The 18,644-nt window shown below is 65.1% G+C and carries 21 protein-coding genes; 13 read left to right on the top strand and 8 right to left on the bottom strand.

Features of this window, described 5'->3' with window-relative positions:
• Position 1 precedes the first annotated feature (1 nt).
• Positions 2-970: an ArsA family ATPase gene (locus NGM06_RS16030; RefSeq protein WP_254267925.1), complete on the top strand. Its 969-nt coding sequence runs from the start codon at positions 2-4 to the stop codon at positions 968-970.
• Positions 971-1,161: 191 nt separating this feature from the next.
• Entirely contained in the window at positions 1,162-2,982 is a 1,821-nt protein-coding gene (locus NGM06_RS16025) for a carbon starvation CstA family protein (protein WP_254267924.1), read from the top strand.
• A 61-nt stretch (positions 2,983-3,043) separates the two neighbouring features.
• Here the strand turns inward: NGM06_RS16025 and NGM06_RS16020 are convergent, their stop codons facing one another.
• Positions 3,044-3,691 (bottom strand): DUF8052 family protein, encoded by a 648-nt coding sequence (locus NGM06_RS16020; RefSeq protein WP_254267923.1) that lies wholly within the window; start codon positions 3,689-3,691, stop codon positions 3,044-3,046.
• Positions 3,688-4,062, bottom strand: coding sequence for a cupin domain-containing protein (locus NGM06_RS16015; RefSeq protein WP_254267922.1), 375 nt, complete (start codon positions 4,060-4,062; stop codon positions 3,688-3,690). Before NGM06_RS16015 ends, NGM06_RS16020 begins: the two co-directional genes overlap by 4 nt.
• A 183-nt stretch (positions 4,063-4,245) precedes the next feature.
• Between NGM06_RS16015 and NGM06_RS16010 the strand changes: the two genes are divergently transcribed.
• The 3 genes from NGM06_RS16010 to NGM06_RS16000 are packed head-to-tail and all read left to right on the top strand — an operon-like array spanning position 4,246 to position 6,456.
• A complete protein-coding gene (locus tag NGM06_RS16010) occupies positions 4,246-4,467 on the top strand; it encodes a DUF8007 family protein (protein ID WP_254267921.1) in 222 nt (73 codons plus the stop codon).
• Positions 4,468-4,525: 58 nt separating this feature from the next.
• Positions 4,526-5,212, top strand: a complete 687-nt coding sequence (locus NGM06_RS16005; protein ID WP_254267920.1) for a DUF5828 family protein — start codon at positions 4,526-4,528, stop codon at positions 5,210-5,212.
• 50 nt (positions 5,213-5,262) lie between these two features.
• Entirely contained in the window at positions 5,263-6,456 is a 1,194-nt protein-coding gene (locus tag NGM06_RS16000) for an inorganic phosphate transporter (protein ID WP_254267919.1), read from the top strand.
• Between the two features lie 88 nt (positions 6,457-6,544).
• Here the strand turns inward: NGM06_RS16000 and NGM06_RS15995 are convergent, their stop codons facing one another.
• Positions 6,545-7,867 carry a hemolysin family protein gene (locus NGM06_RS15995; protein WP_254267918.1) on the bottom strand — a complete coding sequence of 441 codons (1,323 nt, stop codon included), beginning with the start codon at positions 7,865-7,867 and terminating at the stop codon, positions 6,545-6,547.
• 197 nt (positions 7,868-8,064) lie between these two features.
• Here NGM06_RS15995 and NGM06_RS15990 point away from each other — a divergent pair, with 197 nt between their 5' ends.
• The 4 genes from NGM06_RS15990 (at position 8,065) to NGM06_RS15975 (ending at position 10,094) form a co-directional block, all read left to right on the top strand.
• Positions 8,065-8,343, top strand: a complete 279-nt coding sequence (locus tag NGM06_RS15990) for a glutathione S-transferase N-terminal domain-containing protein (RefSeq protein ID WP_163519551.1) — start codon at positions 8,065-8,067, stop codon at positions 8,341-8,343.
• The gene (locus NGM06_RS15985) at positions 8,343-8,906 is read left to right on the top strand and encodes a redoxin domain-containing protein (RefSeq protein ID WP_254267917.1); all 564 of its coding nucleotides are present in this window, start codon (positions 8,343-8,345) and stop codon (positions 8,904-8,906) included. The genes NGM06_RS15990 and NGM06_RS15985 overlap by 1 nt, the downstream gene beginning before the upstream one ends.
• 71 nt (positions 8,907-8,977) lie before the next feature.
• Positions 8,978-9,568: an L-threonylcarbamoyladenylate synthase gene (locus tag NGM06_RS15980; protein ID WP_254267916.1), complete on the top strand. Its 591-nt coding sequence runs from the start codon at positions 8,978-8,980 to the stop codon at positions 9,566-9,568.
• Between the two features lie 208 nt (positions 9,569-9,776).
• Complete coding sequence (locus NGM06_RS15975; protein WP_254267915.1) at positions 9,777-10,094, top strand: HalOD1 output domain-containing protein; 318 nt, start codon at positions 9,777-9,779, stop codon at positions 10,092-10,094.
• Positions 10,095-10,213: 119 nt separating this feature from the next.
• Here the strand turns inward: NGM06_RS15975 and NGM06_RS15970 are convergent, their stop codons facing one another.
• Positions 10,214-10,882, bottom strand: a complete 669-nt coding sequence (locus tag NGM06_RS15970; RefSeq protein WP_254267914.1) for a CRISPR-associated protein Cas4 — start codon at positions 10,880-10,882, stop codon at positions 10,214-10,216.
• Positions 10,883-11,158: 276 nt separating this feature from the next.
• Positions 11,159-11,761, bottom strand: a complete 603-nt coding sequence (locus NGM06_RS15965; RefSeq protein WP_163519546.1) for a conditioned medium-induced protein 4 — start codon at positions 11,759-11,761, stop codon at positions 11,159-11,161.
• A gap of 107 nt (positions 11,762-11,868) precedes the next feature.
• Here NGM06_RS15965 and NGM06_RS15960 point away from each other — a divergent pair, with 107 nt between their 5' ends.
• From NGM06_RS15960 to NGM06_RS15950, 3 genes are read left to right on the top strand one after another with little or no spacing between them, the layout of a single operon-like run.
• Entirely contained in the window at positions 11,869-12,450 is a 582-nt protein-coding gene (locus NGM06_RS15960) for a biotin transporter BioY (protein ID WP_254267913.1), read from the top strand.
• 23 nt (positions 12,451-12,473) lie between these two features.
• The gene (locus tag NGM06_RS15955) at positions 12,474-13,244 is read left to right on the top strand and encodes an energy-coupling factor ABC transporter ATP-binding protein (RefSeq protein ID WP_254267912.1); all 771 of its coding nucleotides are present in this window, start codon (positions 12,474-12,476) and stop codon (positions 13,242-13,244) included.
• Entirely contained in the window at positions 13,241-13,948 is a 708-nt protein-coding gene (locus tag NGM06_RS15950) for an energy-coupling factor transporter transmembrane component T family protein (RefSeq protein ID WP_254267911.1), read from the top strand. Before NGM06_RS15955 ends, NGM06_RS15950 begins: the two co-directional genes overlap by 4 nt.
• Positions 13,949-14,110: 162 nt before the next feature.
• On the opposite strand, the gene NGM06_RS15945 is transcribed toward NGM06_RS15950, so the two are convergent.
• Together NGM06_RS15945 and NGM06_RS15940 are read right to left on the bottom strand one after the other, a co-directional pair.
• Complete coding sequence (locus NGM06_RS15945; protein ID WP_254267910.1) at positions 14,111-14,923, bottom strand: hypothetical protein; 813 nt, start codon at positions 14,921-14,923, stop codon at positions 14,111-14,113.
• A 193-nt stretch (positions 14,924-15,116) separates the two neighbouring features.
• Entirely contained in the window at positions 15,117-15,299 is a 183-nt protein-coding gene (locus NGM06_RS15940) for a hypothetical protein (RefSeq protein ID WP_254267909.1), read from the bottom strand.
• Positions 15,300-15,468: 169 nt separating this feature from the next.
• Here NGM06_RS15940 and NGM06_RS15935 point away from each other — a divergent pair, with 169 nt between their 5' ends.
• Positions 15,469-17,655 carry a (Fe-S)-binding protein gene (locus NGM06_RS15935; protein WP_254267908.1) on the top strand — a complete coding sequence of 729 codons (2,187 nt, stop codon included), beginning with the start codon at positions 15,469-15,471 and terminating at the stop codon, positions 17,653-17,655.
• A 298-nt stretch (positions 17,656-17,953) separates the two neighbouring features.
• On the opposite strand, the gene NGM06_RS15930 is transcribed toward NGM06_RS15935, so the two are convergent.
• Positions 17,954-18,634, bottom strand: coding sequence for a DedA family protein (locus tag NGM06_RS15930; RefSeq protein ID WP_379793567.1), 681 nt, complete (start codon positions 18,632-18,634; stop codon positions 17,954-17,956).
• Between the last annotated feature and the right edge of the window lie 10 nt (positions 18,635-18,644).

Genomic DNA, 18,644 nt, shown 5'->3' with positions numbered 1-18,644 from the left:
CATGAACAAGTTCGTCTTCTTCGGCGGCAAGGGCGGGGTCGGCAAAACGACGGTCTCGTGCGCGTACGGACTCAAGAGCGCGCGTGCGGGTCTGAAGACGCTGGTCGTCTCGACCGACCCGGCCCACAGCACCTCCGACGTGTTCGACCAGCAGTTCGGCGACGACCCGGAGGCGGTCGAGGGGTACGAGAACCTCTGGGCGATGGAACTCGACCCCGACGAGGAGGTCCAGCGCCACATGCAGGAGATAAAGCGCACGATGAGCGATCAGGTGAGTCCCTCCATCGTCAACGAAATCGACCGTCAGATCGAACTCGCCCACCGGACGCCCGGCGCGTACGAGGCCGCGCTGTTCGACCGGTTCATCGACGTGATGCGCGACTCCGAGGAGTACGACCGCGTGGTCTTCGACACCTCGCCGACCGGCGGGACGCTCCGCCTGCTCTCGCTTCCGGACTTCCTCGAAGGGTGGATCGACCGACTCGTGAAGAAACGCGAGAAGAGCATCGACCTCTACGAGAAGGCGGCCATCGGCGAGCGCGAGGCCCGCAAGAAGACCGCCGAGGACCCCATCATCGCCCGTCTCACCGAGCGCAAGGAGATGTTCGAGTTCGCTGGCGAGACGCTGCGTAACGACGCCACCTTCTTCCTCGTTCTCAACCCCGACGAACTCTCGATTCGCGAGACGCGGCGGGCAATCGGGGACCTCTCGGATTACGGTCTCGGCGTGGCGGGACTCGTCATCAACAAGATCGCACCGGAACCCGAGTCCGACGAGGCGGGGACCGGGGCGCAGTACCTCCGGCAGCGACACGCGACCGAACACGAACGCATCAGCCAGATAGACGACGAGTTCTCGGAACCCGTCGTGGCCCGCATCCGACAGCGCGTCGAGGAGGTCAAGGGAGACCTGTTAGACGACGTCTCGAACGAACTCGACATCGAAGTCGCGCCGGAGGTACGTGCCTGAACGCCGGGTCGGAGTAGCCAGAAAGTTTTCAAGTAGAGCTACGTGTCACCTATCGCACCAGTATATCATCGAGATGTGCCTGCAGGCTGTGAACGACTCTTTATCGGCCATCGTAGCTATCAATTATCGGTAAAAATCAAGAACAACCTTTAAGTTCGTGTTTTCCGTTGCTCGTGACGAGGTCGCATACCATGGTGCAAGTAATCTGGATGGTGCTGTCGGTTCTCGCGCTCTTCAGCGTGGGGTATCTCGGCTACTCTCGATACCTCGCGCAGTTCGTCGAACTCGACGACGACCGCGACACGCCAGCACACAAATACGAAGACGGGCAGGAGTACGTACCGGCGAAGAAACCGGTGCTACTGGGGCATCACTATTCGAGTATCGCCGGCGGTGCGCCTATCGTCGGCCCGATTACGGCGGGCGTCGTGTGGGGATGGGTCCCCGCACTGCTGTGGATCGCCATCGGGAACCCCCTGCTGGGGTCGGTCCACGACTTCGTGTCGCTGTCGAGCAGTCTGCGACACGAGGGGAAGTCCATCGGGTACATCATCGGGGAGTACGTCGGCGAACGCGGCAAGAACATGCTGCTGTGGTTCGCGTTCCTGACCATCATCCTCGTCGTGGCGGTGTTCGCGCTGGTGGTGGCCATCGTGTTCAACGCCTTCCCGCAGGCGGCGACCGCGAGCCTCGTATACATCGCGCTCGCGTTCGTCTTCGGCGTCTACCTCTACCAACTGAACCTCCCGTTCCTGCTGGGCACAGTGATATTCGTCACCGGCGTGTTCGGCGGCGTCTTCGCGGGCATCGAGTACCCGCTCGCGCTGTTCCCGGCCGGTGCAGACGCCTCGTACCCCGCGGGGACGACGGTGCTGTTCAGCGGCGGCCAGTGGATCCCCGGTGCGTCGAGCCTCGGCGTGAACACCGCGGCGTGGGTGCCGATAATCATCCTCTACGGCGGGTTGGCGAGCGCGCTCCCGGTGTGGATGCTGCTCCAGCCGCGTGACTACCTGTCGTCGTTCCTACTGTACACCGGCGTCGGCGGCGCGCTGCTGGCTATCATCGTCGGCACCGTGTTCGGTTCGGCGTCCCAGCCCCTCGAAATCCAGCTCGCCGCGTACAAGGGCTTCATGGGAGCGACGGGGACGCCGCTGTTCCCGCTGCTGTTCATCACTATCGCGTGCGGGACGATTAGCGGATTCCACGCGCTGGTCTCCTCGGGGACCACCGCCAAGCAGTTGAACAAGGAGACGGACGCCCGGACCATCGGGTACGGCGGGATGCTCGGCGAGGGCCTGCTCGCGACCGTGGCGCTCGCCACCGTTGCCATCGTCGCGCCCGACGTGGGCGGCGGCATCGGTCTCGCGCTCCCGACGTTCGCCAGCGGCGGCGGCATCATCCTCACGTCGTTCGGCATCCCGACCTCGTTCGGCGGTCCGTTCATGGCGCTGGTGCTGGTCAGCTTCCTGCTGACCTCCACCGACACCGCGGTCCGCCTCGGTCGGTACATGGTCGAGGAGATCGTCGGCACGGACGCGTCCGCCGCGGGCGAGGTCGCCAAGAACCGCTACGCCAACGCCGCGATACAGGGCGTCCCGGCGTACATCCTCATCACCAGCGGGTCGTGGCTCACGCTCTGGCAGTTGTTCGGCGGTGCGAACCAACTGCTCGCGGCGCTCGCGCTACTGACCGCGACGGTCTGGTTGGCCAACTGGGACGACTCGAAACAGCTCATCTCGACCGGCGTCCCGATGGCGCTGATGGGCACGATGACCATCCTCGGACTGGGGTGGCTCGCGTTCCACGACAACCTCTACGTCAAGTTCATCCAGAGCAGTCCGGCCGAGATGACGACCGTACAGACGCTATCGGCCGTGACCCAGATGGTACTCGCACTGGTCCTCATCGGACTGGCGCTGTCGCTGGTTCGGATGGGGTACAGAAACATTCAGAAAGTCCGCGGCGGCCGCGGAGCGGCGGTCGCGGACGGCGGCGAACCCGGCAGCGACTGACGCACCGACGGCGATTTTCTTTTTCCGATTCCGCGAGTCACCCTCGAACCAGAGCGACGACTCACCCTCGAATCGCAGCGACGAGTCGGGCTAACAGTCCCGACCGCTCCTCGGTCACGTCGGTCCACGTGCGGAACGCGGTGGCCACGTCGGCGCTCTGGCTCTCGACGGCCTCCTCGCGCTCGGGTGCGGCGACGAGTAAGTTCACCTCGTAGTGGCCGTAGTAGCCGAACTTGAGCAGGGTCCGGTCCTCGAACCCGGCGACGTACTCGCGTATCTCGTCGGGAATCTCGGGGACGACCACCGCGAAGGTGAACTCGGTGCCGTAGTGTTCCTCGTCGGGGTCTATCCACTCGTCGGCGAGGTCGTGGCCGAGTTCGACGAGTTCGTCGAGGTCGGCCCGCGAGACCGTCTCGGCGCGCCGGACGAACAGATGCTCCCGGGCCTCGTAGTTGGCGTAGTTGACGGACGGGTGGAGGAAGTGCTTCTGGGACTCCATCCGGAGTTCGCCGTACATCGTGAACGTCCGGCCGCGGAGGCGGTACTCCTTTTCGAGGTCGTAGTTGAACATCAGGCGGTCGCTCACCCGGTCGACGTACTCGTCGTCCCAGTCCGGCACGTCGTCGGGGGCCTGTGCGTCGTCGGGAACCTGCGCGTCGTCCGGGAGGTCCGCCTCGGGCGTTTCCGACTCGGCGGTCTCGTCGCTCATGACTCGGGTTCGTAGGCGTGAACGTCGTCCACCGACGGCGCGCCGAGGACGAGCGTCCGGACCGTCTCCTCGGCGTCTTCGGGGACGAACGCTCGCTGGGGACTGTCCGGTTCCACGACCAAGACGTTGTCCTCGGGGACGACCTGCTCGCCCTCAGGCGTCTCGACGTGGAGGTCGCCCGACTCGACGTAGAAGACCTCCTCTTGGTCGTCGTGATAGTGGTACGCCAGCGGAATCTGTTCGCCGGGTTCGACCTCGTAGAGGTTGAGCGCGACGTTCTCCAACCCGGCGGCGTCTCCGAGCGCGCGCTGGACGCAGGGTCGGTCGGGCGTCGGTTCGACGGTCTCGGGGTCGATGACGTGGTATCCCATGCGTGACCACAGTTCTCAGGGGGTTAAATACTCTCGGACGAGGCGAAGGTTTCCTGCGTCGCGCGAGGGCCATCGCGTCCGCGACGTCGGGCGAACTCCGACGCAGTCCGGTCTCGCGTTCGCTCCGCCTCAGCGCCGAAACCTTAATACCCCGAACACCCAACCATCGTGCAAGTGGTCCGCATGGACGACAAACGAACCGAAGCGTGTGGCCGATGCTCGATGACCAGCGTCGTCTCGATGACCGGAGAGGACGGCGAGCGCGCCGGTCGCAACCCCTTCGACGGGGCGCGCATCGAGGTACCGGAGGCCGAGATGCAGGCGGCCAACAGACACCAGGTCTGGCTCGGCCGACTCAAGCGCCGTCTGGACGAGATGGCGACCCGCCTGACGTACGGTCGCTAGTCGCACGACGGACAGCACCCGACAAGCGTATACCGAATCCGAACTAGAAGGTCTACCAATGGAAGAGAGCGTTTCGGGATTCAAGCTCCGCGGGACGTGGGGCGACATCGTCGAACACGGCGAGCGCATCACGGAGGCACTCCGCGAGGCCGACGTCTCCGGCGACGCCTACGAGGAGTGGGAAGAGTGGCGACCCAAACACCACGAGCGACTCGGCGAAGACGTGTCCGAGAAGACCGCCGAGCAGGCGTCTGTCGGCGAAGGGAAAGGAGAGAAGAAGGGCAAGACGCCCGACGACGACCTCAAGACCGCGGGCGAGAAGATCAGCGAATCCTACGAGAAGTTGGAGGACGAGGACACCGACGAAGCCGTGAGCAAGTGGCAGGACTCGGTGAGCTACGTCGCACGGGCCGCCGACTCCGCGAGTCGGAAGGCCCTCCGGAAGGTCGAGGACACCGTCTATCAGAAGGTGATGACCCGACTCGCGCCCTACTACTTCGACAACGACCTCATCAGCGCGAACGTCCAGCAGGTCGGCCGGGGCGACGGCGAGGAGGAGTTCGTCTTCGAGGTCAACATCAACGACGACCAGCTCAAGCAGAAGGTCAGCGACAAGCTGGCGGCCTACGAGGACGAGGTCAACCGTTGGCACGTCGCCACCGAGAAGGACACGGACATCGCCGAGGCCGCGGAGGGCGTCGAAGCGCCCGAGGAACCAGAACAGCCACACTCGAAGACGACTTGAGGCGTCCAGAAGCCGGTACACTATTCTACCGTCGGCGATAGGTTCGGAGCATGGTCGGGAGTGGCGTCGTAACGTTGGTAATCGCAGGCATCGCCAGCCTCTTCATGGCGTGGGCCATCGGCGCGGGGTCGTCGGGGTCCACGCCGTTTGCACCAGCCGTCGGCGCGAACGCCATCTCCGTAATGCGGGCCGGATTCTTCGTCGGTCTCCTCGGCTTCTTCGGAGCCGTGTTGCAGGGAGCGAACGTCTCGGAAGCGGTCGGGACGGAACTCATCGGCGGCGTCCAACTGACTGCTATCGCGGCCACGACGGGACTGCTCGTCGCGGCGATACTGGTCGCCATCGGCGTGTTCACGGGGTACCCCATCGCCACGGCGTTCACCGTCACCGGAGCCATCGTCGGCGTCGGACTGGCGATGGGCGGCGACCCCGCGTGGGCGAAGTACCGCCAGATTTCCGCGCTGTGGATTCTGACGCCCATCGTCGGTAGTTCTATCGCGTACACCACTGCCAGACTCCTCCGGTCCGAGCGCACCTCCGAAGGGGTCGTCATCCCGCTGCTCGGCGGCTTCGTCGGTCTCATCATCGCCAACGTCAAGTTCGTGATATTCGGGCCGCCGGACGTGAGCCAATCGGTCGCCGAGACCGCGGCCGACGCGCTGGCACTGCCCGCGGTCGCCGGGTTCGAGACCGGCCGAATCGTCGTCTCGCTCGCGGTCGCGGGATTCATAGCCGGACTGTTGGCGTGGGACGTTCACCGGGACCTCGACGCCGGACAGCGCCACTTCCTGCTCGCGCTCGGGAGCCTCGTGGCGTTCTCGGCGGGCGGGTCGCAGGTCGGTCTCGCCATCGGACCGCTGGTCCCCCTGCTGGACCCCTTCGAGATTCCGCTCGTGCCGGTCCTCGTCGGCGGCGGACTCGGCCTGCTCGCCGGGTCGTGGACCGGCGCGCCCCGGATGATAAAGGCGCTGGCGCAGGACTACTCGGCGCTGGGTCCCCGGCGCTCCATCGCGGCGCTCATCCCCTCGTTCGCCATCGCGCAGGTCGCGGTCTTCTTCGGGATTCCGGTGTCGTTCAACGAGATCATCGTGAGCGCAATCGTCGGGAGCGGGTTCGCCGCGGAGGGCGGTAGCAGCGTGAGCAAGCGGAAGATGGGCTTCACCGTGCTAGCGTGGGTCGCGTCGCTCGTCCTCGCAATCGGGGTCGGCTACGGCGCGTTCGCGCTCATCGACACGGTGAGCTAATCGGGTCGTAGACGAGTACGTTTAGCAGAGACTCTCCTTCGAAGGCGGACGGAGAATTCGGACGCGAAAACGCGACTTCGAGACGCTACTACCCTTCGGTCTCGACGCCGTCTTCGATTTCGGTGTCCCGCTGGCCCTCGCTCTCGGCGCGTTCGACCGCATCGAGTTTCGTCACGCGGGCCTTCATGATGCGGGTGTTCTCGACCTGTTCGACGTGGAGGCGCACGCCGTCGTAGGTGATGTCCTCGCCCTCCTCGACGAGGCGACCGGCGCGGTTGAAGATGAACCCGGCGATGGTCTCGAACTCCTCGCCCTCCGGGAGTTCGATGTCCAGCGCCTCGTTGACCTCGTCGATGTTGAGTTCGCCCTGCACGATGATGGTGTCGTCGTCCACGTACTCGATGGGTTCCTCCTCCTCGCCTTCGAGGATGTCGCCGACGATCTCCTCGACCATGTCCTCCATCGTCACCAGCCCCTCGGTGGTCCCGAACTCGTCGATGACGATGACCATCTGCATCCGGTTCTCGCGCATCTCGGTCAGGAGTTCGTCCACGTTCTTGCTCTCGGGGACGTGGAGGGTGGGCTGAATCACGTCCTCCAGTTCGAGGTGGTCGTGCTCGCCGTAGGTCTGTTCCCGAACCAAGTCGCGGATGTGGATGACGCCGATGACGTTGTCGAGGCTCCCCTCGTAGACGGGGACGCGCTCGTGGCCGCCCTGAACCAGCGTCTCGATGGCCTCCTCGACGCTCGCGGCCTTCGAGACGGCGGTCATGTCGAGGCGCGGGGTCATGACCTCCTTGGCGATGGTGTTGTTGAACCGGAAGATGCGCTGGAGCATCTCGCGCTCGTCCTCTTCAAGGACGCCCTCGCGCTCGCCGGTCTCGATCATGTCCTGAATCTCGTCGCGGGTCACGTACGACGTTTCGATGGCCGACCGCCCGCCCGTGACCTTGTTGACGACTCGCGTGAGGTAGTCGAACAGGACGACCAGCGGGAGGAGAAGGTACTCCGACAGTTTCAGCGGGCGGGCGATGCGGAGCGCCCACGACTCGGTGTTCTCCACCGCGTAGCTCTTGGGCGCGGACTCGCCGAACAGCAGAACGAGAGAGGTAATCCCGAAGGTCGAGACGAGGACTGCCATCCCCGCGCTGTCGACGTGGATACCGACGATGGCCGTCGCTATCGACGACATGGCGATGTTGACGATGTTGTTGCCGACCAGAATCGTCACCAACAGGCGGTGGGGGTCGGATTTGAGTTCGTTGACCGTCTCCGCGCCCGGCACCTTGTCCTCGACCAGCGCGTCCACGCGGTGGTTCGCCAGCGAGAACATGGCGATCTCCGAGGACGAGAAGAATCCGGAGAGCGCGATGAGGAGGGCGATGACTATTGCACCACCCCACGTAACCATCGCTCTCGAGACCTGAACGCCCAACACTTCCGCTATCGGGGTCGGCCCCACAGACGCGACCGTAGACATCGGGAATGGCACCATTCGACAATCCAACTTGCAAGTGGACGGGATTAACTCTTTATTCTTTTCCTGCGACGTGACGGGAGACTGCCGCGAGCGAAGACCTTACGGCGCTTTCGGGACAATACTCGGTCATGAGCCAGTCAACCAGCGCCGAGTCGGCGATAACCCTGTACCGCTTGCAGGCGTGTCCGTACTGCGAGCGCGTGGTCAACAAGCTACAGGAGTACGACCTCGACTACCGGTCGCGGTTCGTGGAACCGATGCACAGCGACCGCAACGTCGTCAAGCGTATCTCGGGCAAGCGGACCGTCCCGGCCATCGTGGACGAGAACACCGGCGTCACGATGAGCGAGAGCGCCAACATCGTGGACTACCTCGACCGGACCTACGGCGCTGGAGGTGCCGAGTAATGCCGGACTTCGACGTCGTCTCGCTCCCCGACACCGACCACGTCGCGGAGGGCGACACCGCGCCCGACTTCACTCGGCCGCTGGTCAACGACGAGTACTGGGAGGACGCCGCGCTGTCGGACCTGACCGACGAGGGGCCGGTCCTGCTGGTGTTCTTCACGATGGACGGCGCGTTCCCCGCGACGTACATGTGGAACGAGATTCGCGATAGAGCGTGGGGTAGCGAGGCGCAACGCGCCTCGGAGGAAGCGAGCGGTGAAACCGCGAACGAAGAGGACCGCGACCTCACCGTCGTCGGTCTCTCCATCTCGGACCCCTACGCCCACAAGCAACTCGTCGAGGAGCGCGGGGTGGAGTACCGACTGTTCAGCGACCCGCAGAACGGCGTCGCCGAGGAGTACGGCATCGTCAACGACCTCGACGGGATGGCTGGCGTGAGCGAACCCCGGCCCGCCGTCTTCCTGCTGGACGGGGACCGGACCGTCGAGTACGCGTGGGTCGCCGAGGAGTGGCCCGACTTCCCGGACTACGACGAGGTCGAAGCCGCCATCGAGTCGCAGTAGCTCCGGGACTCCCACGGTGTCGCGCCGCCGGACCGACGCGCATTTTTCCGCCCGACGCGAACGTTCGCTCGATGAGTGCCGACGCCGACGACATCGAACGAGCGGCGACCGCGATTCGGGACGGCGAACTCGTGGTCTACCCGACCGAGACCGTCTACGGACTCGGTGCGGACGCACTGAACGAGGACGCCATCGAGCGCGTCTTCGCGGCCAAGGACCGGTCGCGCGACAAACCGGTCTCGCTGGCGGTGCCGGACGCCGACGCCGCGCTGGAGTTCGTCCGGGCGTCGGACCGCGAACGGCGATTCATGCGGGAGTTCCTGCCCGGTCCGGTGACGGTCCTGTGCGAGAAGCGCGAGACGGTCCCGGACGCGCTGACCGGGGGCCGCGAGCGCGTGGGGATTCGGGTTCCCGACCACGAGGTCGCGCTCGACCTCCTGCGCGAGGTCGCGCCCGTCACGGCCACGAGTGCGAACGTGAGCGGGCGGCCGAGCGCGACCCGCGCGGCCGACCTCGACGCCGAGATTCGGGACGCCGCCGCGGTCGTCCTCGACGGCGGGGAGACCGGTGACACCGGAAGCACCGTCGTGAACGTCGAGTCCGGCGAGATTCACCGCCGTGGACCGAACGCCGACGACGTAGCGGCGTGGCTACGGGAGTGACCCACGTGGCCGGGAGTTCGACGCGAGGTCGGAGAGTCGTTCGACAGTCGTCGCCCGGTCGCTCGAAACCGACCGAGTGCAGTCGGACGTAGGCGGTGGTTACTTCGTTACCGGCGACTGTCGGACCTGCTGTGAGAGTCCCTGCCACCGATATCAGGCGGGACATAACAAAGGAAGGCTACGAATACGGTATCGGTAGGGATAGACAATGTCGATCGCAACGAAGGACGCGAACTCGGAGATACTCTACCGAGCGAACCACGACCGAGACAACGACGGTCCCGTCAGCGATACCGTCGTCGAGGCAATCGCCGCAGTCGAGAACGTCGAACCGCAGAACCTGGACGTTCGTCTGTACGACAGCATCGACGGCGACGCGCTCGACCGCCTGTACGAGACGACGGCCGAACGCTCCGAGCGACTGCGCGTGTCGTTCACCATCTCCGCCTACGAGGTGACCATCGAGGACGACGGCTACGTCGTCGTCCGCGAACGCGTGGATAACCCGAAACAGAGCGTTCGGTGAGGCCGAGTCGGAGTGTTCGGGGAGACGGAACGGGAGTGTTCGATGAGACCCGAGCACAGTGCTCGATAGGGTCGAACCAGCGCCGTCGGTGACACCGAGACTCGTCCGGAACTCACAGTTCAGAACCCCAGTAGTGACTTCAGCGACCGGGTCACGACGCCGCACTCCGAGCGGTACTCACAGGCGTCGCACTTCGCGCTGCCGCGGAGTCGCGGCGGGGGACCGTCGAGCGAGCGAACCGCCCCGACGGCCGTCCGGTACGCGGCTTTCCGGCGGGTGTTCAGTTCGACCTCGCGGACGACGCCGTGGGTGGGGTACTCCACGAAGGCGCGTTCGACCGGTCGCTCGAACGTCCACGACAGCGCCTTGGCGGCGGCGACGGTCCGCACCGTCTGTGGCTCCCAGACGCCCTGTTCCGGCGGGTCGCCGGTGAAGACCATCGCGGGCGTCGGCGGGTCGAGCGCGAGGACTTTGTGGACGACGCCCCGGCAGTCCTTGCCCTCGGTCAGTCGGTCGCGCTCGCTCGGGTCTCGAATGGCGGGCCACGCCTTGTCGAACCGCCGTCTGGCGTAGTCGAGGTTCGACCTGAACTCGGTCGGGCCGACCGCCAGCGGTAGGTCGGCGAGTCGCTCGTCGGGAGCGTCGAGCAAATCGCCGTACCGGAAGGCGAGGTCGCGGCGCTCGGCGACTCGTTCGGGCACCTCGAAGTCGTCGTCCCGTCGCCGGTAGTACAGCTTTCGCGGACAGTACGCCGCGGTTTCGAGTTCGCTGAACGGAATCTTCGACACGGGGAGGGTTCGTCCCGGCTTCAGAGATAAAGTTTGGCCACCCTTAGCTACGGTAAAGAAACGAATTGCTTCTTTGGCGGACGGCCAGCGAGCGCCCGGCCAGACTGCCGACAGCAGACGCTCGACTGAGCAACCGATGCGGAAGTAGCATCCGTGCGAGCGAAGCGAGCGCGATTCACCGCGAGTGAGGGCGTCGCCCGAGTGAGCGGACTTTTTTGGTCGAGATTTTTTCGAGGAGCGGTGCCCGAGGACACCCGACGAAGAAAAAAGGTCGTTCTAAAAGGAGACGTTCGTCTCCATCCCCTCGGTCGCGTCGTCCAGACCGTCCTCCTGCACGCCCTCGGTCATCCGGTCGGAGAGTTCGCGGTCCTGAAGCACGTTCTCGAACTCGTTGCGGAACCGGTCGTTGACGGTGCGGCGTTCCTGCTGGGCCTCGACGACCCGACGGTAGCGTCTGACCGTGGACTCGCTCACGTCGAGTTCCTCGGCGCACTCACCGGTGGAAGCGTCGGCGTCGAGGAGGTCGCGGAGGTCGTCGAGGTCGAATGGCGCGTCTTCGTCGGCGTCGCGGATGAGATGGAGGTCGATGCGGGCGCGCGACACAGTCTTACCGAGCGAAGCGTCGCCGAGTTCGCGGGCGATCTCCGCGTCGGAGTCGCCCGCGTAGAAGCCACGGACCACGGTCACGAGTTCCTCGTCCGAGAGCGTCGTCCCGAAGTCGTAGTGGTCGCGCATGCGCGAGATGACCTCTTCGAGGCGCTCCTCGACCGCCGCCTCCGAACTCAGAGACCCGTGGGTCTCCTCCTGCTGTTCGGTGACGGTGGATTCGTCGGTGACATCCATGAAGATGTCACGGAGTTCCTCAGTCTTCTCGTCCATTATTCTATGATGTGGGTGGGTCGGGACCGCAATATAAAAATCTGTCGGCAACGAGACGGACGCCGTCAACCGAAGAAATAATCTCGGTTGACGAGAGAGTGGCGACCATGAGTACCGACACCGCGTCAGTCGAGTTGGTCGGCGAAGAGACCGCGGAGAACGTCGCGCGGGCGGCCCTGCTCGCCGCGCTCACGGGCGCGTTCGCCTACGTCTCGTTCCCGAACCCCTTCTCGCCCGCACCGGTCAGTCTCCAAGTTCTGGGCGTCTTCCTCGCCGGGATTCTACTCGGCCCCTCTTGGGGCGGCGTCTCGATGGCGCTGTACCTCGTCGCCGGAGCGGTCGGCGCACCGATTTTCGCTGGCGGGTCGGCGGGAGTGGGCGCGCTGCTCGGCCCGACCGGCGGGTACCTCTGGTCGTACCCCGTCGCGGCGTTCGCCATCGGCGCTGTCGCTCACGGCGGACTTCGACTTCGTGACCCCGCCGAGCGCGGACTCGGCCGTCTGGTCGGCGCGATGGTGATCGGCACGGTCGTCATCTACGCCTTCGGCGTGGTCGGGTTCGCGTTCGTGCTGGACATGACCCTCCAGAAAGCGTTCCTCACGGCCGCGGTGGCGTTCATCCCGGCCGAGGCGTTCAAGATGGCCGCCGCGGTCGGCGTCGTCCGGAGCGACCAGATAGCGGCGGAGTAGACCCCGGCGACTCACAGAACCAGATGATAGAGACTCGAAACCTGCGCCATCGGTACGGCGGCGACGACGGCCCCGCGGCAGTAGACGGCGTCTCGCTGTCCATCGCCGACGGCGAGTTCGTCGTGCTGGCGGGACCGAACGGGTCGGGGAAGTCCACGCTCGTCCGCCACTTCAACGGCCTGCTCGACCCCGACGAGGGCGAGGTGCTGGTGGACGGCACGCCGGTCTCGGAGGACCTCGTCGCCGCCCGGACTCGGGTCGGGATGGTGTTCCAGCAGCCCCGAGACGGGTTCGTCGCGGCCACGGTCGGCGCGGACGTTGCGTTCGGTCCCGAGAATCTGGGCCTCCCGCGCGAGGAAATCGACCGGCGCGTCGGCGAGGCCCTCGCGGCCGTGAACATGGCGGGCCGCCGCGACGAGCGCATCGACGAACTCTCGGGCGGCGAGCGCGAGCGCGTGGCCATCGCCGGGGCGCTCGCGATGGACCCCGGACACCTCGTGCTGGACGAACCGTTCACCGGTCTCGACGCCCCGGCGCGCGAGTCGGTGGTCGAGCAACTCCGGGCGCTCCGCGACGCGGGGACCGGCGTCGTCCTCGTGACACACGACCTCAGAGACGCGCTCGAACTCGCGGACCGAATCGTCGCACTCGCCGACGGACAGGTGGCCGTGGACGCTCCGCCCGCCGAGGTGCGCGAGCGACTGCCCGACCTCGGAATCCGGGTACCGCCAGCGTCGGAGCGGGAGTCCCCAGTCCCGGGACGAGAGTCCACGAGTCCGGAGCGGGAGCCGTGACACTCAGCTATCGCCCCGGCGACTCGCTCGCTCACCGACTCGACCCCCGGACGAAACTCGGCTTTCAGGTCGCGTTCGCGGCCGCGGCGTTCGCGCACACGACCCCGCAGGGCCTGGTCGCGCTGACGGTGGTCGCGTTCGTCGTCCTGCGAGCGTCGGGCGTCGCCGCGCGCGAGGCCCTCGTGGAGTACCGGTTCGTCTTCCCGTTCCTGCTGGCGGGACCGCTGATTTCCTCGCTGACGCTCGGCGCGCCGTGGGTTCGGTGGGAGGCGGGCGTCGAGAGCCTGTTAGCGAGCTATCGCGTGGTGCTCGTCCTGCTCGTGAGCGCGGCCTACCTCCGGACGACCCCCGTCCGGGACTCGCGGGCCGCGATTCAGCGCGTCGTGCCGGGGAAGGCCGGGCGACTGCTCGGCACCGGTGTCGGCTTCGTCTTCCGATTCCTGCCGGTCCTGCAGGCGGACTTGCGCCGGATTCGCGACGCCTCGGCCGCCCGGTTGGGCGACCAGCGAGGGCTGGTCGAACGCATGAAACTGGTCGGCGTCTCGGGACTGGCGCGGGCGCTCTCGCGGGCCGACAGGTTCGCGCTCGCGCTCCGCGCCCGGTGTTTCGCGTGGAATCCGACGCTTCCGCCCCTGTCGTTCTCCCGGGCCGACGTTCCGGTGGTGGTGGGGAGTGCGGGGCTGTTGCTCTGGGCGGTCCTCTAACTCGGTGGCCGGAGAGAGAGCGGGACACCACTTTCGCGCCTCTGCAGGTAAAACGGGTGAGTCACAGCGTTGCACCCGCTCCGGGTTCGTTCGAGGCCCTCCGACAACGTCGGGGGTGGAAGGTCGGTAACGTTCCGCAACCGGTACGACTCCCGGCGAGCGTCAACAGGCACAGACCTTCTCGCACACGTCCTGCGGGTTACTGATTCCGAAGGTCGTCACGACGAGACAGAGCACTCCGAATGCCGCGGCACAGGCGAGCGGACCGACGCCGGTCTCGGCAGTGACGAACGAACAGTAGGCGGCCGTCTGTAGACTGCACGACAGCGAGTTCAGTATCGTCACCATGTTCTTGCAGTCTCCGCACCCGATGGTGTCGGGAAAGTCTGAACAGTAACTCGCCTGCGTGGTGACCTCACCGTCGTTGAACCATCCTGAGAGGTCGTGGGTCTTCTTCGTAACCGTCGTTCCCCCGACGTTGGTCGTCGTCGTCCGGGTCGAGACGTTTTCGAGACCGTTCGCAGTACTCGTCGAAACCACGCCGCCCCGACCGAACTCGGTGATGGTGACGGGGCGGTCCCGGTCGTCGAGTTCGGTGACCGTCGCCTTGGCGACGGAGTCACCGCCCAGCGGAATCGAGATGTTCACACCACCGGCATCGACGCTGTCGTCTACGAACGAGACGAGTTCGAACTTTCCACCGCTCGCCGGAAAGACTTTGAAAGCGTTGACCTCGGTCGCGTCGAACGAGATGCCTTCGCGCTGGAGCGCCGTAGCGAACAGTTCGAACTCGTCGGTGGAGCGCGCGTCCTCGATTACTTTAGAGCGTTTGCCGCCACGGATTCGCTTTATCCTCAGTTTCCCGTTAGCCGAAGCAGGGTTCGATGCGAACCCGAATGTCACGCCAGCGGCACCGATGCCCTTTAGACATTTCCGACGACTGAACGAACGCTCGTCTTGGCTATCTCGTGACATGCAGCAGGATTTTCACGCGTCTAGATTAAAGAATTTTTATATCTACGTCGATTTTATTATTTTCAACTATCATTAATTATCTCATGAGGGCATACAGCATAAGATGTGATAAAATTGATCGAATATCGATATCGGATATCGGTGAGTGGACGGTTCGACCCCGACTTGGCCGAGAAACTGCGTATCGGTCCGATTACTTGAGCAACAGCGTCGTGGCCACCAGCGAGACTAGTCCCGAGATTGCCGCGACCAGAAGGCGGGAGTCCGCCGGGGCTACGAGCCAAGTGAAAGTAGCCGTCACGACCGCGATACCGATTATCAGTCGCAGTTGAGTCGGTCCAATCGTGGCGCGACCGTTTCGGTTCACGTTCGACATCGTATCACCCTACGTCACAGTCGAAAATAAAAGGTTGGATTGGTCGAGCGAGAGACGCGACCCGTGCGGTCGAGCGTGAACTGAAAACGGTAAACTCCGAGTCCGTTTTTGACAGAGGAAGCTGCCTGAGTCGGTAAAACTTAAGCGAATCGTCTCCCCCGTGTAAAACATGGCAAGATTTGTGCTGGCGCAGGCGGGGGCCGAGGCGACCCGCCCGACCTTCTGGAAGATCGGTCATCTGGGCGAGGCCATCTTCTACTACCTCGCGGCGGTGGCGATGGCCATCTTCGCGTTCGGGGTCTACGAGCGGTTCGCCACCTACGCCGAGGGGACCGACTCGTGGTTCGACCGCCTCGACGACCTGTCGGGCCGCATCGTCTCGGCGACCAAAATCGTCTTCTCGAACCAGAAGCAGTTCGACCGCGACCTCTACGCGGGCCTGATGCACGCGTTCGTCTTCTGGGGGTTCCTGACCCTGCTCATCGGGACGACGATTCTGGCCATCGACATGGACATCTGGACCAAGGGACTCGGCCAAGAGTCGTTCTTTAACGGCGCGTTCTACCTCTCGTACTCGCTGGTGATGGACGCGATGGGCCTGCTGTTCGTGGTCGGCGTGGGGATGGCCATCTACCGGCGCTACTGGGTCCAGAACAACCGGCTGTGGGGTCGCCACACCTCGGCCGAGGACGACCTGTTCGTCTGGTCGCTGTTCCTGCTCGGGGTCGGCGGCTACGTCACCGAGGGCGTCCGCATCCTCGGGACGAGCGCGACCCGCGACGTCTCCTTCGAGACGGTGAGTTTCGTCGGGTGGTTCGTCTACGACGTGCTGGCGGTCGCGGGGGTCAGCCCCGAGATGGCGACCGCGGCCTACCCCGTAATCTGGTGGTCCCACGCGCTGCTCGCGCTGGCGTTCGTGGCCGCGGTTCCCTACGCCAAGCCGTTCCACATGATCTCGTCGTTCGCCAACGTCGTCACCCGCGACGAGAAGGCGGGCAAGCGCCTGCCGGGCGTCCCCGAGGACGCCAGTCCCGAGGAGATCGGCCACGGGTCCATCGAGGACTTCACGTGGAAGGAACTGCTCGACCACGACGCCTGCACCAAGTGCGGTCGGTGTTCGTCGGTCTGTCCCGCGAAAGCGTCGGGCCGACCGCTCGACCCCCGCGACGTGATTCTCGACCTGAAACGGTACCGCGAGGACCGCGACGCCGGGAACGTCGAGGAGATGCCCATCATCACGGACGCCACCGTCGACGAGACCTACTCGCCCGGCCGGGGAGCGGAGGCCGCGACCGACGGGGGCGTGGCGACCGGCGAGAGCGTCATCGCGAGCGAGACGATGGAGTCGTGCATGTCCTGCATGGCGTGCATGGACGCCTGCCCGGTCGAGATAGAACACGTCGAGCAGTTCACGCAGATGAACCGACGGCTCACCGAGTCGGGCCAGATGGACCCGAACGTGCAGGACACGATGATGAACGTGTTCCAGAACGGCAACACGTTCGGCGAACCCCAGCGCAAACGCCCCGACTGGGCCGACGAGTTGGACTTCGAGATTCCGGACGCTCGCGATGAGTCCGTCGAGTACCTCTGGTACGTCGGCGACTACCCGAGTTTCGACGAGCGCAACCGGAAGGTCGCGCGTTCGCTGGCGACTATCCTCGAAGAGTCCGGCGTCAGTTACGGCATCCTCTACGACGACGAGCAGGCCGACGGCAACGACGTGCGCCGGGTCGGCGAGGAGGGCCTCTACGAGATGCTCGTGGAGGACAACGCCGAGGCGATTCAGGACTGCGACTACGACAAAATCGTCTGCACGGACCCCCACAGCTACAACACGTTCAAGAACGAGTATCCGGAGTTCGAGGCGTGTTCGTGGACCGAGGACGACGTGTTCCACTACACGCAGGTCGTCGAAGACCTGTTCACCGAACTCGGACTCTCGGGGACCGAACTCGACTACACCGTCACCTACCACGACCCCTGCCACCTCGGGCGGTACAACGACGAGTACGAGGCCCCGCGGGAAATCGTGAAGGCGACGGGCTGTGAACTCGACGAGATGCCCCGCAACCGCGACAACTCGTTCTGCTGCGGCGGCGGCGGTGGCGGCCTGTGGATGGACTTCGACGAGGACCCCAAGCCGAGCGAGGAGCGCCTGCGGGAGGCGCTGAACGACACCGACGCCGGGAGCCGCGTCGAGAAGTTCGTCGTCGCCTGCCCGATGTGCATGACGATGTACGAGGACGGCCGGAAGACCGGCGGCTACGAGGACGACATCGAAATCGTAGACGTCTCGGAGTTGCTGGTGGACGCCATCGGTCGGAAGGAGCAGGTCGAAGTCGCGGCGGATTAAGTAGCGGGCGTTTTCGGGTCGATACGGGGGTTATGCCGTCGTAGTCGTCGTCGAACGTGAGGACGATACGTACTGGCAGGTATCGAGTGGAAGTATCGAAAGAGAGCGACTGCCGCACCCATCGCGGCAGAAGTGCGCTCGCGTGGCGTTCATGGCATGGCACGCGATGAGGTCGGCACGCGAGCGCACCTGACCCTACGAACCGCGGCTTGTTAGGTCTGACGCCTACCACTTCGCCGAAAAACGCGACGGGGTAGCGGGCCGAGTTTCCGCGAGCGCGGAGCGTGGAGCGGTCGGGTCAGAGGAATCCGAGGAATCCGAGTTCGAGCGCGTAGAGCGCCGCGGCCGCGAGCCACGTCTGGAAGACGAGGGTACCCAACGCCGAGAGGACGACGAACTCCGCGTCGTTCATCTCGGCGAATCCCGCGGGCACGGTGAGCATCCCCCGAGTGAACAGCAGGGCGTTGCTCACCGGGACGACGATACGGCCCCACTTCTGGAACCACCCGTCGAAGCGGTCGAGTTGGCTCTCGTCGATTCGGAACCAGCGCTTTTCGAGCAGGTACTCTCGGCCGCCGCGCTTGGCCAGCAGGAAGAGCGCGTACTGCCCGATAGTCGCCCCGACCACCGCGACGGCGATGACCGCCGCGATGGTGGCGTAGTCGGTCGAGGACTCCGCGAGCAGCGTGACGCCGAGGGGGACGAGGCTCTCGCTCGGCGCGAAGTACAGCAGCATCGCGCCCTCCAGAATCAGGATGAGGAAGAGCGCGAGCAGGCCGTACTGGTCGAGCCACGCCTTGGCGAGTTCCTTGTTTCCGACGAAGAACAGGCCGACGCCGACCACCGCCGCGAGGACGATACCGGCCGTGAGTAGGACGAGACCGTTGTCGGCGAAGAACTCCCGGACTGCGCCGGGTTCGGTCGCGTTAGACAGCAGTGCGCCTGCGACGAACACCGCGACTCCGAGTGCGACTGGCACGTCGGAAGCG

Origin of the sequence: Halorussus aquaticus, from assembly GCF_024218795.1 — an archaeon.
Classification (GTDB): Archaea; Halobacteriota; Halobacteria; order Halobacteriales; family Haladaptataceae; genus Halorussus; species Halorussus aquaticus.
This window is presented reverse-complemented; position numbering and strand designations above follow the sequence as displayed.

What these genes read in the sequence shown, in the direction of transcription:
- NGM06_RS15960 (WP_254267913.1), top strand. Translation starts at nt 11,869, where the DNA reads ATGAGTACCGACACCGCGTCAGTCGAGTTGGTCGGCGAAGAGACCGCG.
- NGM06_RS15965 (WP_163519546.1), bottom strand. Translation starts at nt 11,761, where the DNA reads ATGGACGAGAAGACTGAGGAACTCCGTGACATCTTCATGGATGTCACC.
- NGM06_RS15940 (WP_254267909.1), bottom strand. Translation starts at nt 15,299, where the DNA reads ATGTCGAACGTGAACCGAAACGGTCGCGCCACGATTGGACCGACTCAA.
- NGM06_RS16005 (WP_254267920.1), top strand. Translation starts at nt 4,526, where the DNA reads ATGGAAGAGAGCGTTTCGGGATTCAAGCTCCGCGGGACGTGGGGCGAC.
- NGM06_RS15935 (WP_254267908.1), top strand. Translation starts at nt 15,469, where the DNA reads ATGGCAAGATTTGTGCTGGCGCAGGCGGGGGCCGAGGCGACCCGCCCG.
- NGM06_RS16025 (WP_254267924.1), top strand. Translation starts at nt 1,162, where the DNA reads ATGGTGCAAGTAATCTGGATGGTGCTGTCGGTTCTCGCGCTCTTCAGC.
- NGM06_RS16010 (WP_254267921.1), top strand. Translation starts at nt 4,246, where the DNA reads ATGGACGACAAACGAACCGAAGCGTGTGGCCGATGCTCGATGACCAGC.
- NGM06_RS16020 (WP_254267923.1), bottom strand. Translation starts at nt 3,691, where the DNA reads ATGAGCGACGAGACCGCCGAGTCGGAAACGCCCGAGGCGGACCTCCCG.
- NGM06_RS15995 (WP_254267918.1), bottom strand. Translation starts at nt 7,867, where the DNA reads ATGGTTACGTGGGGTGGTGCAATAGTCATCGCCCTCCTCATCGCGCTC.
- NGM06_RS15980 (WP_254267916.1), top strand. Translation starts at nt 8,978, where the DNA reads ATGAGTGCCGACGCCGACGACATCGAACGAGCGGCGACCGCGATTCGG.
- NGM06_RS15975 (WP_254267915.1), top strand. Translation starts at nt 9,777, where the DNA reads ATGTCGATCGCAACGAAGGACGCGAACTCGGAGATACTCTACCGAGCG.
- NGM06_RS15945 (WP_254267910.1), bottom strand. Translation starts at nt 14,923, where the DNA reads ATGTCACGAGATAGCCAAGACGAGCGTTCGTTCAGTCGTCGGAAATGT.
- NGM06_RS15985 (WP_254267917.1), top strand. Translation starts at nt 8,343, where the DNA reads ATGCCGGACTTCGACGTCGTCTCGCTCCCCGACACCGACCACGTCGCG.
- NGM06_RS16015 (WP_254267922.1), bottom strand. Translation starts at nt 4,062, where the DNA reads ATGGGATACCACGTCATCGACCCCGAGACCGTCGAACCGACGCCCGAC.
- NGM06_RS15955 (WP_254267912.1), top strand. Translation starts at nt 12,474, where the DNA reads ATGATAGAGACTCGAAACCTGCGCCATCGGTACGGCGGCGACGACGGC.
- NGM06_RS16030 (WP_254267925.1), top strand. Translation starts at nt 2, where the DNA reads ATGAACAAGTTCGTCTTCTTCGGCGGCAAGGGCGGGGTCGGCAAAACG.
- NGM06_RS15990 (WP_163519551.1), top strand. Translation starts at nt 8,065, where the DNA reads ATGAGCCAGTCAACCAGCGCCGAGTCGGCGATAACCCTGTACCGCTTG.
- NGM06_RS16000 (WP_254267919.1), top strand. Translation starts at nt 5,263, where the DNA reads ATGGTCGGGAGTGGCGTCGTAACGTTGGTAATCGCAGGCATCGCCAGC.